The 14,198-nt window shown below is 69.3% G+C and carries 3 protein-coding genes; 2 read left to right on the forward strand and 1 reads right to left on the reverse strand.

What is annotated here, in order from left to right:
- Positions 1 to 85 precede the first annotated feature (85 nt).
- Both Q8R60_13075 and Q8R60_13080 read left to right on the forward strand, forming a co-directional pair.
- Positions 86 to 2,512: a (Fe-S)-binding protein gene (locus tag Q8R60_13075; GenBank protein ID MDP3713401.1), complete on the forward strand. Its 2,427-nt coding sequence runs from the start codon at positions 86 to 88 to the stop codon at positions 2,510 to 2,512.
- A 3-nt stretch (positions 2,513 to 2,515) separates the two neighbouring features.
- Positions 2,516 to 3,049 (forward strand): hypothetical protein, encoded by a 534-nt coding sequence (locus tag Q8R60_13080; GenBank protein MDP3713402.1) that lies wholly within the window; start codon positions 2,516 to 2,518, stop codon positions 3,047 to 3,049.
- A 54-nt stretch (positions 3,050 to 3,103) separates the two neighbouring features.
- Here the strand turns inward: Q8R60_13080 and Q8R60_13085 are convergent, their stop codons facing one another.
- Positions 3,104 to 14,122 (reverse strand): calcium-binding protein, encoded by an 11,019-nt coding sequence (locus Q8R60_13085; protein ID MDP3713403.1) that lies wholly within the window; start codon positions 14,120 to 14,122, stop codon positions 3,104 to 3,106.
- Positions 14,123 to 14,198 lie beyond the last annotated feature (76 nt).

Genomic DNA, 14,198 nt, shown 5'->3' on the forward strand with positions numbered 1-14,198 from the left:
CCACCCGCGTTGTTACCGCTCGGTAACCGCGGGCTAGGCTCGGTCAGCGACTGCGCCCCGGTCGCCTGAGAGCAGAGGGAGTCTCGTGGAGACCCACATGCTGGTCCGCGCCGTCGGCGGATCGCTGATCATCGCCGTCTGCGCCGCCCTGGCGCTGCAGCGCGTCGCCTTCCTGTTCCGCATGATCGCGAGCGGTCAGCCGAGTCCGGGGCGCCTCGACCGCGCCCCGCAGCGCGCGCTCGCGCAGGTCGTCGAGGTCTTCGGCCAGCGCAAGCTGCTGAAGTGGTCCGTCCCCGGCCTCGCGCACTTCTTCGTGTTCTGGGGCTTCGTCATCCTCGGGCTCACGATCGTCGAGGCCGTCGGCGCGATGTTCGACGTGGACTTCCACATCCCGATCATCGGCAAGTGGCGGGTCGTCGGCTTCGCCGAGGACTTCTTCGGCGTCGCCGTGCTGGCCGGGCTGATCACCTTCGCGATCATCCGCTACCGCAACGCGCCGGCGAAGCAGAGCCGCGCGAGCCGCTTCTACGGCAGCCACACCGGCCCGGCCTGGGTCATCCTCGGGATGATCAGCCTGGTCATCCTCACGATGTTCGGGATCCGCGCGGCGCAGCTCAACACCGGCGTCTCGCCCTGGCAGGACCACCCGTGGGCGCCGTTCTTCTCCAAGCTGATCGCCGAGGCCATCGAGCCGCTGGGCCACACCTTCAACGAGCGCCTCGAGGACGTCATGGTCCTCGGCCAGATCGGCGTCGTCTTCGGCTTCCTGGTGCTGGTGACCTACTCCAAGCACCTGCACATCTTCCTCGCGCCCCTCAACGTCCTCACCAAGCGCAACCCCGAGGGCGCGGCGCTCGGCGGCGCGCTGCCGATGATGAGCCAGGGCAAGGTCCTCGACTTCGAGCAGGCCGACCCCGAGGTCGACACCTTCGGCGTCGGCAAGGTCGAGGACTTCACCTGGACCGCGATGCTCGACATGGCGACCTGCACCGAGTGCGGCCGCTGCCAGTCGCAGTGCCCGGCCTGGAACACCGGCAAGCCGCTCAGCCCGAAGATCCTGATCATGGACCTGCGCGACCACCTGTTCGCGAAGGCGCCCTACCTGCTCGGCTCGCGCACCGTGCCCGAGGGCCACGTCCCGGACTTCAGCCACGGCGACGACGACGGCCACCACGGCGTCCCGGAGTCCGGCTACGAGCGGGTCCACGGCACCAGCCACGAGCAGGCCGTCCGCCCGCTCGTCGGCACCGCCGAGGAGGGCGGGGTCATCGACCCCGACGTCCTGTGGTCCTGCACCACCTGCGGCGCCTGCGTCGAGCAGTGCCCCGTCGACATCGAGCACGTCGACCACATCCTCGACATGCGCCGCTACCAGGTCCTCATCGAGAGCGCGTTCCCGAGCGAGGCCGGCGTGATGCTGCGCAACCTCGAGAACAAGGGCAACCCGTGGGGCCTCAACAACTCCGCGCGCACCGAGTGGATGGACGGCCTGCCCTTCGAGGTCAAGGTCGTCACCGACTCGATCCCCGACGAGGTCGAGTACCTCTTCTGGGTCGGCTGCGCCGGCGCCCTCGAGGACCGCGCGAAGAAGGTCACGCGCGCGTTCGCCGAGCTGCTCCACACCGCGGGGGTCGAGTTCGCCGTCCTCGGCGGCATGGAGGCCTGCACCGGTGACCCGGCCCGCCGCCTCGGCAACGAGTTCGTCTTCCAGATGCTCGCGCAGCAGAACGTCGAGGTCCTCAACGGCGTGGGCGCGGCGCGCTCGACCGGCGTGAAGATCGTGGCGACCTGCCCGCACTGCTTCAACACTCTCGCCAACGAGTACCCCCAGGTCGGCGGCGACTTCGACGTCGTCCACCACACCCAGCTGCTCGGCCGCCTCGTCGAGGAGGGCCACCTGGTCCCGATCACGCCGGTCGACCAGTCGATCACCTACCACGACCCCTGCTACCTCGGCCGGCACAACAAGGTCTACACGCCCCCGCGCGAGATCCTCGGCGCGATCCAGGGCCTGATGACCACGGAGATGCCGCGTTGCAAGGAGCGCGGCTTCTGCTGCGGCGCCGGCGGTGCTCGCATGTGGATGGAGGAGAAGATCGGCAAGCGGGTCAACGTCGAGCGCACCGACGAGGCGCTCGCGCTGAACCCCGACGTCATCTCCACCGCCTGCCCGTTCTGCATCGTCATGCTGTCCGACGCGGTCACCGCCCGCCAGCAGGAGGGCTCGGCCAAGGAGGGCCTGCAGGTGCTCGACGTCTCGCAGATCCTGGCCCGCGCGGTCGCGCCCGCGAAGGTCCCAGCGATGGCCGGCGCCGCCGACGTCACGGCCGAGGCAGCCAAGCCCGTCGAGGCCACGCCCGCGGCGACGGCCACCGCCGACTACCCGCAGCTGTCCGACGCGCCGAAGGTCGACTCACCTGCCGAAGCACCGGCCGAGACCGCTCTTGACGTCGGGCCGGAAGCACCGACCGAGGGCCAGTCCTCGGACCCGCAGCCGCCGAAGACCGACTAGCGCGTGGCCCGCTCGCCGTTCGGTCGGCGGCAGGCGCAGCCCGACCTGCTCGAGCAGCTGCACTCCGACAGCCCGCCGCCGCATCCGGGCGAGCGCGTCGTACGCCCCCCGTCGGAGCGGTTCAAGGCCGGTGGGCTCTGGCTGCTCGGCGCCTTCGCTGCCGTGGTGATCGCGGCCGTCTACGCCGATCAGGGCAAGCCGCCGTTCCCTCCGCTGGAGACGTCGTGCACGACGGGGGCGCTGGCGATCGCGCCGACGACCGTGGGCCAGCGCGACGAGGTGCGCTACACCCTCGTCGGCCCCGACGGCGACGTGCTGCTCGCCCTCAACACGACGGGGGTGAGCGCCACCGGGGTGGCTACGCCCAGCGCGCCCGGCGCCGTGACGCAGGTGTTCCCCGAGCAGCCGATGCTGGGCTGCCGCAGCCAGGACGACTTCCCCGCGCAGGTGCCGGTGGGTCGGCACACCGTGACGGCCTTCCGGCTGGTCAACGGGACGTGGACGAGCTTCGCCAGCACCACCCTCACCGTCCGCTGACGGCACGAGGCCCGGAACCTCGCGGCTCCGGGCCTCGTCACCTACGAGCTGGTGCTACTCCGCGCAGGCGTTCGGGTTGTCGAAGTGCCCCGGTGTCGCCGGATACGCCTTCCCAGACCCGTGGTCCTTGTCGACCCCGGAGTAGACCAGCGCGAGCTCGACGAAGGCAGAGGTCCCGTTCGTCGTGGCGTCGCTTGCGGCCTGCCCAGCGCCCAGCCCCACCACCCAGCGCTGCAGGAAGTCCTGCCACGTCGGGCTGTGCTGGCGGACGTCGTTGAAGCCGCCGTACGCCGCATTGCAGTGCGTGTAGAGGTTGTACGCACCGTCCCAGTCCAGCAGCCGGTCACCCTCATTGGGGCCGTTGTCCGCCACGTCGGCCTGCATGACGTCGCGGTCCCAGCCGCCGTACTGCCAGTCGACGCCCTGGTGGTGCTGGTTGTTCGTGGTGATGGCGTCGTGGATGTCGGTCATCTCGAACCACGAGCACGGATCGATGGTGGTCGAGGTGCCCTTCTTGCCGACCGGGGCCAGGTCCACTGGCCAGGCGTTATCGGTGCACCCGGTCCCTGGTTCGTAGGTGCCACGCGGTCGCCAGTCGAGGATGTCCGAGCCAGACGAGCCGGCGAGCGACTCGGGCGAGGTGCCGCCCTTGCCACCGACGACGTAGTCGGTGACCGCCGGGTTGGTCTCCCCGCCCGCCAGGTGCGGCGCCGGGTCGAAGACGCCACTGGGGTAGCAGTACGGCCGGTTCGTGGCCTCGTTGGGCGCGGAGTCGTCACAGCCCTTGCCACCCCACAGCAGGTCGGCGCCGTCGTCTCCGAAGACCGCGTCGCCGCCGCTGTCACCGTTGGCGAGGTCGTCCCCGAACCCGGCGTGGATCGAGTCGTCGTCGAGCCCACCACGGATCCGGTCGACGCCACCTTCCTCCAGACCGTTGTGCGGCATCTTGTCGCCCGCTCCCGCCCCCACGAACACGTCGCCGTTGACGTCGTGGAGCAGATCGGTGATGCGGGTCACGGAGCCGGCCGAGAAGCCCTCGTACGACACCTTCGGCACCTGCGTGACCGACAGGTTGAACGCCTCGCCGCCGGTCTCGAAGCGGTCTCTGACGCCACCACGGTCGCCGAGGATGGCGTCGTCGCCCGCCTCGCCGAAGAGCCGGTCATCGCCCAGCTCGCCGTAGATGTCGTCGTCCTCGCTACCACCCCAGATGACGTCCGCGCCGTCCTGGCCGTACAGGAAGTCGTCGCCTGCGTTGCCGAACAGCTGGTCGGCACCGGAGGCACCGCCCCGCTCGCAGAGCGCCAGAGCCGCGTTGCAGAACCGGGTGGACGGGAAGTTGCTGTCCGCCTCCCGGATCTTGGCAGCGTTGGCCGGCGTCGGTGACGCGTAGCGCAGCGCGTAGGGGCGGTCGACAAGAGCAGTCGGCAGTCCCTCGGTGTCGCGCACCGCAGTGCCGTTGTCGCCGAGGACGAAGTCGCTCTCGCCGTTGCCCTTGATGACGTCGTCACCATCACGGAACCCGACCTCGGACTTGCCGCCGATCAGCTCGTCCTGACCGTCGACTCCGCCGTCGGCGTCGTAATCGGCCGTGGCGAGGCCAGGCCACTCGTTCGCCACAGTGGCCGGTACCGGGTCCACCGGCACCCCGACGAGGTCGTCGTCGCCGAGCATCGAGTCGCCGGCACCTTGACCCTCTGCGTAGTCGTCGGCGCTGCCGCCAGAGATCTTGTCCGCGCCGTCCTGGCCGAGGACCACATCGACGCCGTTCTGGCCGGAGAGCCAGTCGTCGCCGTACTGACCGGCGGGCGTGACGAGCGTGCCTGCCGAGTCGATCTCGCCACCGAGGTCGAGCAGCTGGATCGCCCGCCCGTCGGTGAGGCTGCCGGTGAGGGCACCAGTGAGGTCATCGGTCCCGATCCGCACCGTGAGCTCATGAGGATCGCCGACCCTGCTCACGACGGCGTTGTCGCCGATGACGAGGTCGTCACCCTCCTGGCCCCAGACCACGTCGAAGGTGTCCGGCTGACCGATCGCGTCGCGCCCGGTGTTGTCGCCCACCGTGGTCGACGAGCCACCAAGCAGGTCGTCACGGCCGGTGTTGCCCTCGACCCAGTCGGCGTCGGGGCCACCTTCGGCGTAGTCCTGAGCCGCACCGCCGGTGATCCGGTCGGTACCGCTCTGACCGAGGAGCACATCGGCCTCGTCCTGGCCGAGCAGCCAGTCTGCGCCCGACGTGTTGGCCTCGGGCCCAGCGCTTACGAGGTCGTAGATCTCGATGGTGCGCGCTGTGATGCCGCGGTTCTCGGTGATGTCGCTCTTGTCCGCCTGGTTGCGGAGCACCTGACCGTTGTCACCGAGGACGACGTCGCCGGCGTCGCCGCCGTAGATCGTGTCGCCGGCGTCGAGCTGGCCGTCCCGCTCCTGACCCGACCCGTTGTGGACGACGTGGCCACCGCCGACGAGGTCGTCCTCGCCGCCGTCGCCATAGACGGTGTCGTTGTCCTGACCGCCCTCGGCGTAGTCGTCGCCGTCGTCACCGTGGATCAGGTCCTCGTCGTCCTGCCCGAGGATCACGTCCGGGTCGGGTCCACCGCTGATGGTGTCCCCTCCCGAGTTGTCCAGATCAGGGCTGTAGCCGAGGTCGAGGAGCCGGATGTTGCGGGCCGCCGCAGCGGGCCTGCCGAGCGTGATGTCGGTGAACGTCCCGGTCCTGAGAAGGACCGCGTTGTCACCGGCGATCACGTCCTCGGACGTGCCACCGAACAGGTCATCGCCGACGTCCGGCTGCCCGATGGAGTTCTGGCCGACATCCAGCGGGATCTGGCTCGACCCGCCGATGATGTTGTCTGCGCCGAGCTCGCCGAACACGTCGTCCGAGCCGCCGTTGCCCTCGAGATCGTCGTCTCCGTTGCCGCCGTAGACGAAGTCGCCCTCGAGACCGCCGTAGGCGAGGTCGTTGCCGTTGCCGCCGTAGACGTAGTCGGTCCCGGCGAAGGCCACGAGGCCATCCGCCGTCTCCAGGTCCTCCGGGTACGACGAGATGCTCGGACTGTCGGCGTTGTCCCCGATCAGTACGTCCTCTCCCTCGTCACCGTAGAGCTGGTCACCGGCGTCGGCCAGGCCGGTCTTCGAGGAGCCACCGATCACGAGGTCGCTGGCGTCGCCACCGGACGCGAAGTCGGAGCCGGCGCCGCCCTCGATGCGGTCGGTGCCGAGCTGCCCGAACAGCGAGTCGGCGCCGTCGTTGCCGAAGACCTCGTCGGTGTCGTTCTCGCCGTAGGCCTTGTCGTCGCCGCTGCCAGCGAAGATCGAGTCCTCGTCGTTCCCGGCGAAGATCGTGTCGTCACCGCCACTGCCGCACAGTTGGTCGTCGGCGCCGTAGCCGTAGACGAAGTCGTTCTCGCCGCCGGCGTTGACCAGGTCGACGCCCTCGCCGCCGAGGACGAGGTCGGTCCCGTCCCAGTTGCTCTCGAGCCCTGCGGGCAGGGGGGTGTCCCCGGTGACGGGGTTCTCCTCCGGGGCCTGTGACACGTAGTCGCGGTCTTCCGCAGGTACGGGGCAGGCGATGTCGCTGTGATCGCCGTGGATCTCGGCCGGGCCATCGACGCCGTAGATGCGGTCGTCGCCGCCTCCGCCGACGAGGAGCTTCTGGCTCGCAACACCCACTATTGGCTGCTGCTCGACGCGTCGCGCGTTGCCGAGCTGGTCGGCGACGGGGGTGTCGCTCGACACGGTCGCCGGGCCAGCCACGAGGTAGTCGTTGCCGGGTCCGCCGAAGATCTCGTCGGTGCCGAGGCCGCCGATGATGACGTCGTCGTTGTCACCGCCGAAGACGGTTGCCGTCTGCGGCTCACCGTCGACGACGAGCGAGTGCGTCGTGACGAAGTCCTTTGCCTCGCTGCCGTAGACCGTGTCGGAGCCGGCACCGGTGTCGACCGAGTTCTCGTGACTGCTCGTGTCACCACCGGTGTCACCGTCGCCGAAGTCGTCCTCACCGATCTCGACCTCGAGCCCGGTGAAGATCGTGTCGCTGGCGCTACCGCTCTTGATCTTGTCGCTGCCGGCGCCACCGACGATCCGGTTGGTCTTGGCGAGGAACGGCGTCGGGTCGTCGGCGTTCTCGGCCAGAGCTGCCTGCGGACTGTCGTTGGCCGTGCCGATCCGGTCGTCACCGTCGTTGCCGTAGATCTTCGAGCCACCGAGGCCGGCGGAGATCTGGTCTGCCGCGCCACCGGAGACGTCCGCGCCGGGCTCGTCCGGTGCGGTGTGCGTGGTCCCGAGGAGCGGCTTGGTCAGCGGCACGGACACCGGGCCGGGCTCAGCGGTCGTGACGTCGACCGTGCCCTCGGCTCGCTTGAGGGCGAGGCCCTTGTCGCCGAGGACGGTGTTCTTGCCGTTGCCCACGGTAATGACGTCCGGCCCGAGACCACCGGAGACGAGCGCCGTCTTGGTATCGACGGCCGTCGTGAGGTCGGTGCGCTCCAGGGTCGTGACCTGGTCCATCTCACCGCCGGTGTCGATGACGGCGTTGCCGATGCCCGTGCGCACGACGTCCTTGCCGTCACCCGTGGCGACGACGACCGACTTGTCGAACGGTGACGCGGCGTTGCCCCCGTTGAAGGTCACCTGCAGCGCACCGGCGTAGCCCTCGCCGTCTAGGACGACGTTGTTGATACCGGTGTCGGGGAACTCTTCCGTGATGCCCAGCGCGGTCACGGTGATCTTCGCATCCTCAGCCGACTGCTCAGGCTTGGGACCGTCGTCGTCGGGGTCGAAGGCGAGCTTCGCCTTGTACTGCCGGACGACCCACTTCTCGTCCGCGCCGTTGGCGGCGAACGGGTAGTCCGCGCCGTATCCCGGGGCGCGCTGCTCGTGCCCGCCCCACTTGCCGGCGAACAGGTAGAGCGTGTCGCCTGAGACGCCGCCGAGCTTGGGTGGTGGTGGTGTGCAGTTCGGCTTCAGATTGAACTCGAGCAGCGTGACCTCGACCAGGGTGAAGTCGAAGGTCGTGCTGAATGGACTGATCCCCAGGGTGATGAACACCTTGATGAACAACGAGAGCTCACCACCGACGTTGAACAGGCAGATCGGGTTCCTGAGAGCTGTCGCCAGGAACTCGAGGAACCTGAACTTGCCGTCGTTGGTGGGGTCGTTCCAGTAGAAGTTGATCGTGAGCTTGACGCCGCCGACGACTCCGACCTCGATGATCACGAGGTTCAGCGACGCGCCGGCCTGCAGATAGCCCTCGAACTGCACGACCGGCAGCGGGGTGCCGGCGTCGTCGGTCGTGTAGAAGAACAGGCTGTCGAGAATCCCGACGGTCGGCTTGCCGATCTCGATCGCCTTGCGGATGCCGTAGGTGTCGAAGCCCGCGACGATGCGCAGGGTCACCGACGCGCCACCGCCGACCACGATGTTGACGGGCGGGGGCGCGTAGACCGGGCCGAACGACTGCTGGAAGTCGAAGCCGATGGAAAGGTCTCCGGAGTCGAACTTCACCAGGTCGACGTCCTGACCCACGAGGATGCCGAACACCGACTCGGGGTTCTCGAGGAACGGGAACGTGAAGCCCATGTGGTCGTCGTCGGCCTTGTTGTTGTCGATCGCCGCCGTGGACGTGCCGTTGACGTCGTCGACGAGGTCTTCCTGGACGTTGTAGCCGCCGCCGGTCTTGTTGATGAGCGAGTCGGCGGTCGCCGGGTTGGCGTCCGTCGAAACCGCCTTCGGCGCCAGCAACTGGAAGTCACCGATGTCGATGCACGGGGCGTCGGTCGGGCAGTCGCCGCCGATGGCCTTGAGGAGGTCGCGGATGTTCTTGACGACCTCGAGGAACGGCCCGATGTCCGGCCCGCCCGCGAGGGTGTTGAAGGCCTCGGCGAGCGACGCGATCGTGATGGGGTCGCCACCGACCGCTTCGGCGAGGTCGGACAGGACGGGCACCCGCTCGAAGAGGACGTCGAGGACCGGCTGCACCGGCTTCAGCACGTCGACGACCTGCTGGATGATCGGCTTGATGACGTTGCCGAGCAGCTCGCCAGCATCGATCGAGACGTCGTTGAACGCGATCGACAGGCCGTCGAGGTCCGTCGGTGCGTCGCTCGTCCACCCCCACAGGAGCCGGAAGTTCGTGTGGATGCCGGGCATCGCCGACCCGGTGCCGGGCCGCGCCGCGAGGTGCCAGTCGAGGTCGACGTTGGCGGTGAGGAGCGGCTTGACCAGGTCGGTGATCGACGAGGCGTCCTGGATGTCGGAGAAGGTCAGGCGCGGCTCCTGCTTGGCCACGCAGGCCACAGCCGGGGTGTCGGTGTCCGCGTCCGCATTGGGGGCGTGGCAGTCGTCGGCCCCCGCGCCGTCCTTGAGGTCGATCGCGAAGAGCGCAGCGACGTCGGGGGCGGTCGACGCCGGCCCGTCGGTCTTGTCGATGTTGATGAAGGCGATCTGCGCCTGCAGGTCACCGGTGCTGACGTCAGCGCCGAGCTGGAACTCGGGCTCCGCGCGATCCTGCGTCTGCACGAAGAAGCCGTCCTCGCGGTTGAGGCCGATCTTCAGGTGCAGCTCCCACCCGACGTCGATGCCGAAGCCGCTGGTCACGGTGTCCTCGGTCGAGCGGAGGGCCAGGCCGGGGATGCCGATGTCGAAGGGCACGTTGCCCCCGAGGCAGGCCTTGTCGGACTCGTCGCGGTAACCCACTCCCGTCCCGTCCTCGCAGCCGCCGCCCGGCTGGACGTCGCCCTGACGGAGGTCGATCGCGAGCGTGAAGCCCTTGACCTGGTCGGCCGGCGTGTCGTCGGGGCACGGCTCGGTCGTCGACGGGACGAGGTCGTCCGTCGGCGGGTGCGTCCCGTCGTCGGTGTAGGTCTCGACGGTGCCATCGGCGATGGTCGTGAGCAGCTTGTAGTCGGAGTCACCGGGGACTCCCGCGCCGACCGCCCGGTAGACCTTGTAGCCGTCGGCCTTGTCGTCCTTCGTCCATTCGACCTTGTTCTTGTTGTCGGTCGCGTCGAGCGTCGCCTTGTTGAGGACGGGGTCGGACCCGGCGCTCGGCTTCGTGTCGACGTTCACGCCGTCGGTGACGGCGAAGGCCACGATCTTGTAGCGGTAGGTCTGGTCGTCGGTCCCGTCGGACGTCGGGGTCACGTCCGGCTTGCCGATCGCCCCGAGGGACGCACCCTCGACGCACTCGACGTCGAAGTCGAAGTCGCCGAAGCGCGGCATGTTCGGCTCGACCTTGGTCTTGAGGAACTCACGCAGCTGTCCCGCGGACGTGGCCGTGGGATCGATGCCTCCCAGGGCGGTCTGCATGCGCGCGCCCAGGTCGTCGATGAAGGCGCTGCCAGCCTGGAGGTCCTTGCCGATGAGCGGAAGCTTGCCCTCGAAGCTCGCCGTGCGGAGGGCGGACTCGAGGAACTCGAGGTAGCCGAAGAACCCGTCGCCGAAGGCCGAGAGGTTCAGCGCCGCCTCAGCCAGCGCCGCAGCGAGACCGTCGGGGGCCTCGAACCGCGGCTTGGAGTCCGAGAGGGCACCGCTGAGCGAGAACGTCGAGGGCAGGTCGGCGCCGAGTGGCAGGCGCACGATGAAGCTCGGGTTGTCGTTCCCGTCTGCTGTGACCGGCTGGCCGTTGAGGTACGTGGGCAGCACGGCGCAGAAGGCGAGCGGCACGTCGGTGTCGTCGCTGGCGCAGTCGGCCCCGCTGGTGGTGATGTCAGGCGCATTGAGGTTCGTGATGAAGTCGCCGATGGTCTGCGGCGAGGTCTGGTCGCTGTCGAGGGCGACAGCCAGCCCGGCCTGCAGCTCGGTGCCTGCCTCGGCGTTCTCGTCCGGGTTGCCGAGCGAGATCTGGAACGGGCCGAGGTTGGCAGACAGCCGTGCGCCGTCGCCGTCGACGTCGATCGCGGCCTTGACGCTCGAGGTGGTCGGGTCGATGCGCAGCGCTGCGACCGGGTTCGCGAGAGTCGTCGCGTCGAGCGGGATGAGCAGGCCGAGCTTGACCTCGCCGGTCACGGTGACGTCGAGGAGACCACTGCCCTGGGCGCCGACGAGCGAACGGCTGCCTCCGAGGTCGAAGGCGAAGTCGAGCGGGAGCTCGGACTCGTAGCCACGGAACCAGGACAGGTCGATGCGCAGCGCGTCGGGGTCGCCGGAGGTCCCTGGGACCACGTTGAAGGTGGCGCCGCTGTTGCCGTCGGGGGTGACACCGAGCTGGTCGGCCAGCAAGTCCAGGAGCGACTGGAGGTCGTCGCTGGGGGTGTTCTCGAGCAGGTTGATCAGGCCCTGCAGCTCGGAGCTCATCGTGTAGGGCGTTCCGTCGGCAGGGAGGTCCTCGGGTGCCGGTGCCAGCGCCGGGCTGATGATCACCGAGGAGCCGGTGCCGCCGGGCACGCTGACGACCACAGCCTCCTTGGAACCGACGAGGACGGTGCGCCCGACGTAGGACTCGTTGAAGGACTTGCTGCTGTCGGTGAGGGTGGTGCCGCCGGTTCCAGGGGTGTAAGCGACACCGTCACCGCCGCCGGACGCCCCCGAGCCGACGACGTCGTTGAAGGACCGCCCGAGGAGCGGGAGGTCGGTGTCGAGAGCGCCCGCGCCCTCGAAGCTGGAGACCTTCGACGAGACCTCCTGCAGCGCCGCGAGCACCGCACCGAAGAGGGCTAGCGGGTTCGACGTGTCGAGGTCGAAGCTGCCCAGGTCGCCGAGGCTGCCCGTCGGCGTCACGTCGACGTCCAGCGGATCGGTGATGTCGGGCATGGAGATCGTGACGCCGGCAGAGGCCCCGCCGCCGAAGAAGCTCGCGGAGCCGGGCACGGAGATCTGGAGGTCGGCGTAGGCCTGCCCCTCGACCGCGATGTCGAGGATGGCCGCGGCTGCGTCCTCGCCGTCGGCGTCGGCCGTGATGGCGTCACCCAGTCGCTCGACGAAGACCGAGAGCGGCACCAGCCCGTCGGCGTAGCCAGCGATCGGCTTGATCCCGACAGTGAGCAGGTCGTTGTCGGTCGTCGGGGTGGCGGGGCAGGTCGGCTCCGGCGTGTCCTTGCGCGTGCAGGTCTTGAGGTCACCGTCGATCTTGACGGCGAGGAAGCCCACCTTGGCCTCGATGTCGACGGAGGTCTCGATGTCAGCGTCAGCCGTCAGCGCGAAGGCGTCGACGTCGAGCAGGAAGCGATCGGCCGTGCGCGGCAGCGAGTTGATGATCTCGGTGATGCCATTGGACACGTAGCTGTGGGGGCAGACGGCGGTCCCGGTGCTCGGGTCGCAGTCGGAGGTGCTGGGCGGGCTGAGGTCCAGGACGAGCGGGAGGGTCAATTCGAAGGTCGGCGTCACCTTCGCCACGGCAGAGATCGCGTTGGCGTTGGTGATCGCGCCCGAGGCCGGGTCACCCAGCTCGTCCGCGAACTCGACAGCACCGACCTTCGGGTCCGCAGCAGCGACGCTGTAGCTGCTGCCGTCCGCCGGCCGACCGCCCTTCCAGAGGACGTCCGGCGCGGGGGCCGCGGGCTCCTCCTCCACGAAGAAGGGTGTGGCGCTGAGCGTCAGCGTGGTGGCGTTCGGGACCGACGCGATGAGTCCGCTTGCGCCTCCGGCGGTGACGGTGCGACCGATGAGGTCGGCGGTGAAGTCGGCGGCCGAGTCGATCAGCTGCGTGTCGGTGTAGTTCGCGTCGCCGCTCAGCGGGGACTCGATCGGGTTGAGGTCGACCTCGGCACCGTCGTTGGTGGCGGTGATCGTGAACGCCAGGCGCTCGGCGCCGGCGGTCGAGTCGAAGCTGATCCCGCCGATCTCGAGTCCCTCGCCCGCGCCGACGTCGTCGAGCCCCTTGAGCAGGGCCTGGAGCGAGCTGAACGTCGGGCGGCCGGGCGTCTCGCCGGCTTCGGCCTCGGGCACGTTGGCCTCGAGGTAGGACTGGATGTCCTTCACGGCCGCGATCGCCGAGGCGTAGTCGCCGCGCATGAACGGCAGCTCGAGGTCGGTCGCGTTCTGCATGCTCAGTACGGTCGACACCGCGGAGGCGAGGCCCTGCGCGAGGTCCCGCGTGGTCAAGGTGAGGAACGCCTTGACCGCGTCGAACGACCCGGTTGGGATCGTCACGTCGAGTGTGCCCGCAGGAAGGTCGCCAACGAGCCCCACAGTCCCGGTCGCACCCGGGAGAGAGAACCCGAGCCCGGAGTCCGGAGCTGCTTCTACGTCGAGCGACCCGGTCACCGTCCCGGCCGTGATGGACGCGGTCGCGAGGCCCGCCCCTGCCCCCGCCGCTGACAGCTCACCGTCGAGCGGCGTGACCGTCGACGGGTTGTCGAACGCCAACCGTCCGTCGTTGTCCGGGTCGTCGAAGGCGATGGACAGCGAGCCGTCGAGGTCGAATTCCGAGGCGTCACCGAGGACGACCCCCAGGATGCCCACACCCGCGGGGACGTCGACGGCATCACCGAAGTCGGCGCCCAGCGAGACGGTCGCCACCGGGGGGCTGATGGCGGAGGCGGCGGAGCTGCCAGCCGTGTAGAGCAACGAGAAGGACATGTCGAGGCCGAGGTCGAGCTCGACGCCGCCGTCGGAGGTGAGGCTGAAGGGCGGGTAGCCGGCGCCGAGGGGCTCGTCCCCGAGGACGTCGAGCGACGCCGGGGCGTCGACCCGGTCGATGCTCACCGTGACGTCGATCTTGGGCTGGCTGCCGTCCTTCACCGCGGTGAACGAGATCTGCCGGCCACCCGCGATCGGTCCGGACTTGTTGTGGATCCTGCTGATGAGGTCGTTGACCGTCGTTGCGGTCGCGAACTCACCGAGGACTGAGGTCCGCGCCTCCGCGAGAGCGTCCTCGAGCCCGAGGCCGGACGCGCTGCCCGGCGCAACGCCAAGACCCGGCAGCGAGGCGCCGAGGGCGCCGACGCCTGCGAGGCTCGGGACGAAGCCCTCGAGCTGATCCCAGAGCGCGATCAGGCTCTCGGTGTCGTTGTCGGCTGCCGTCGCCGGGCTGATCGGGACTGAGATCCCGACGTACGCCACGCCGGTCGCGACGGCGACCACGCTCGCCAACAGCGAGCGGCTGGCAGGACGGAAGAAGCGGCGGTTGCGGGACATGCAGTGACCCCCCGGTCGATACGGGGAGACAAGGCACGTCATTCCGCGCCAAGAGGCCCCCCTCGAAGGGCGCGGA

This window comes from Mycobacteriales bacterium (assembly GCA_030697205.1).
Classification (GTDB): domain Bacteria; phylum Actinomycetota; class Actinomycetes; order Mycobacteriales; family SCTD01; genus JAUYQP01.

Coding starts and splice junctions, on each gene's coding strand:
- Q8R60_13085 (MDP3713403.1), bottom strand. CDS start 14,122: ATGTCCCGCAACCGCCGCTTCTTCCGTCCTGCCAGCCGCTCGCTGTTG.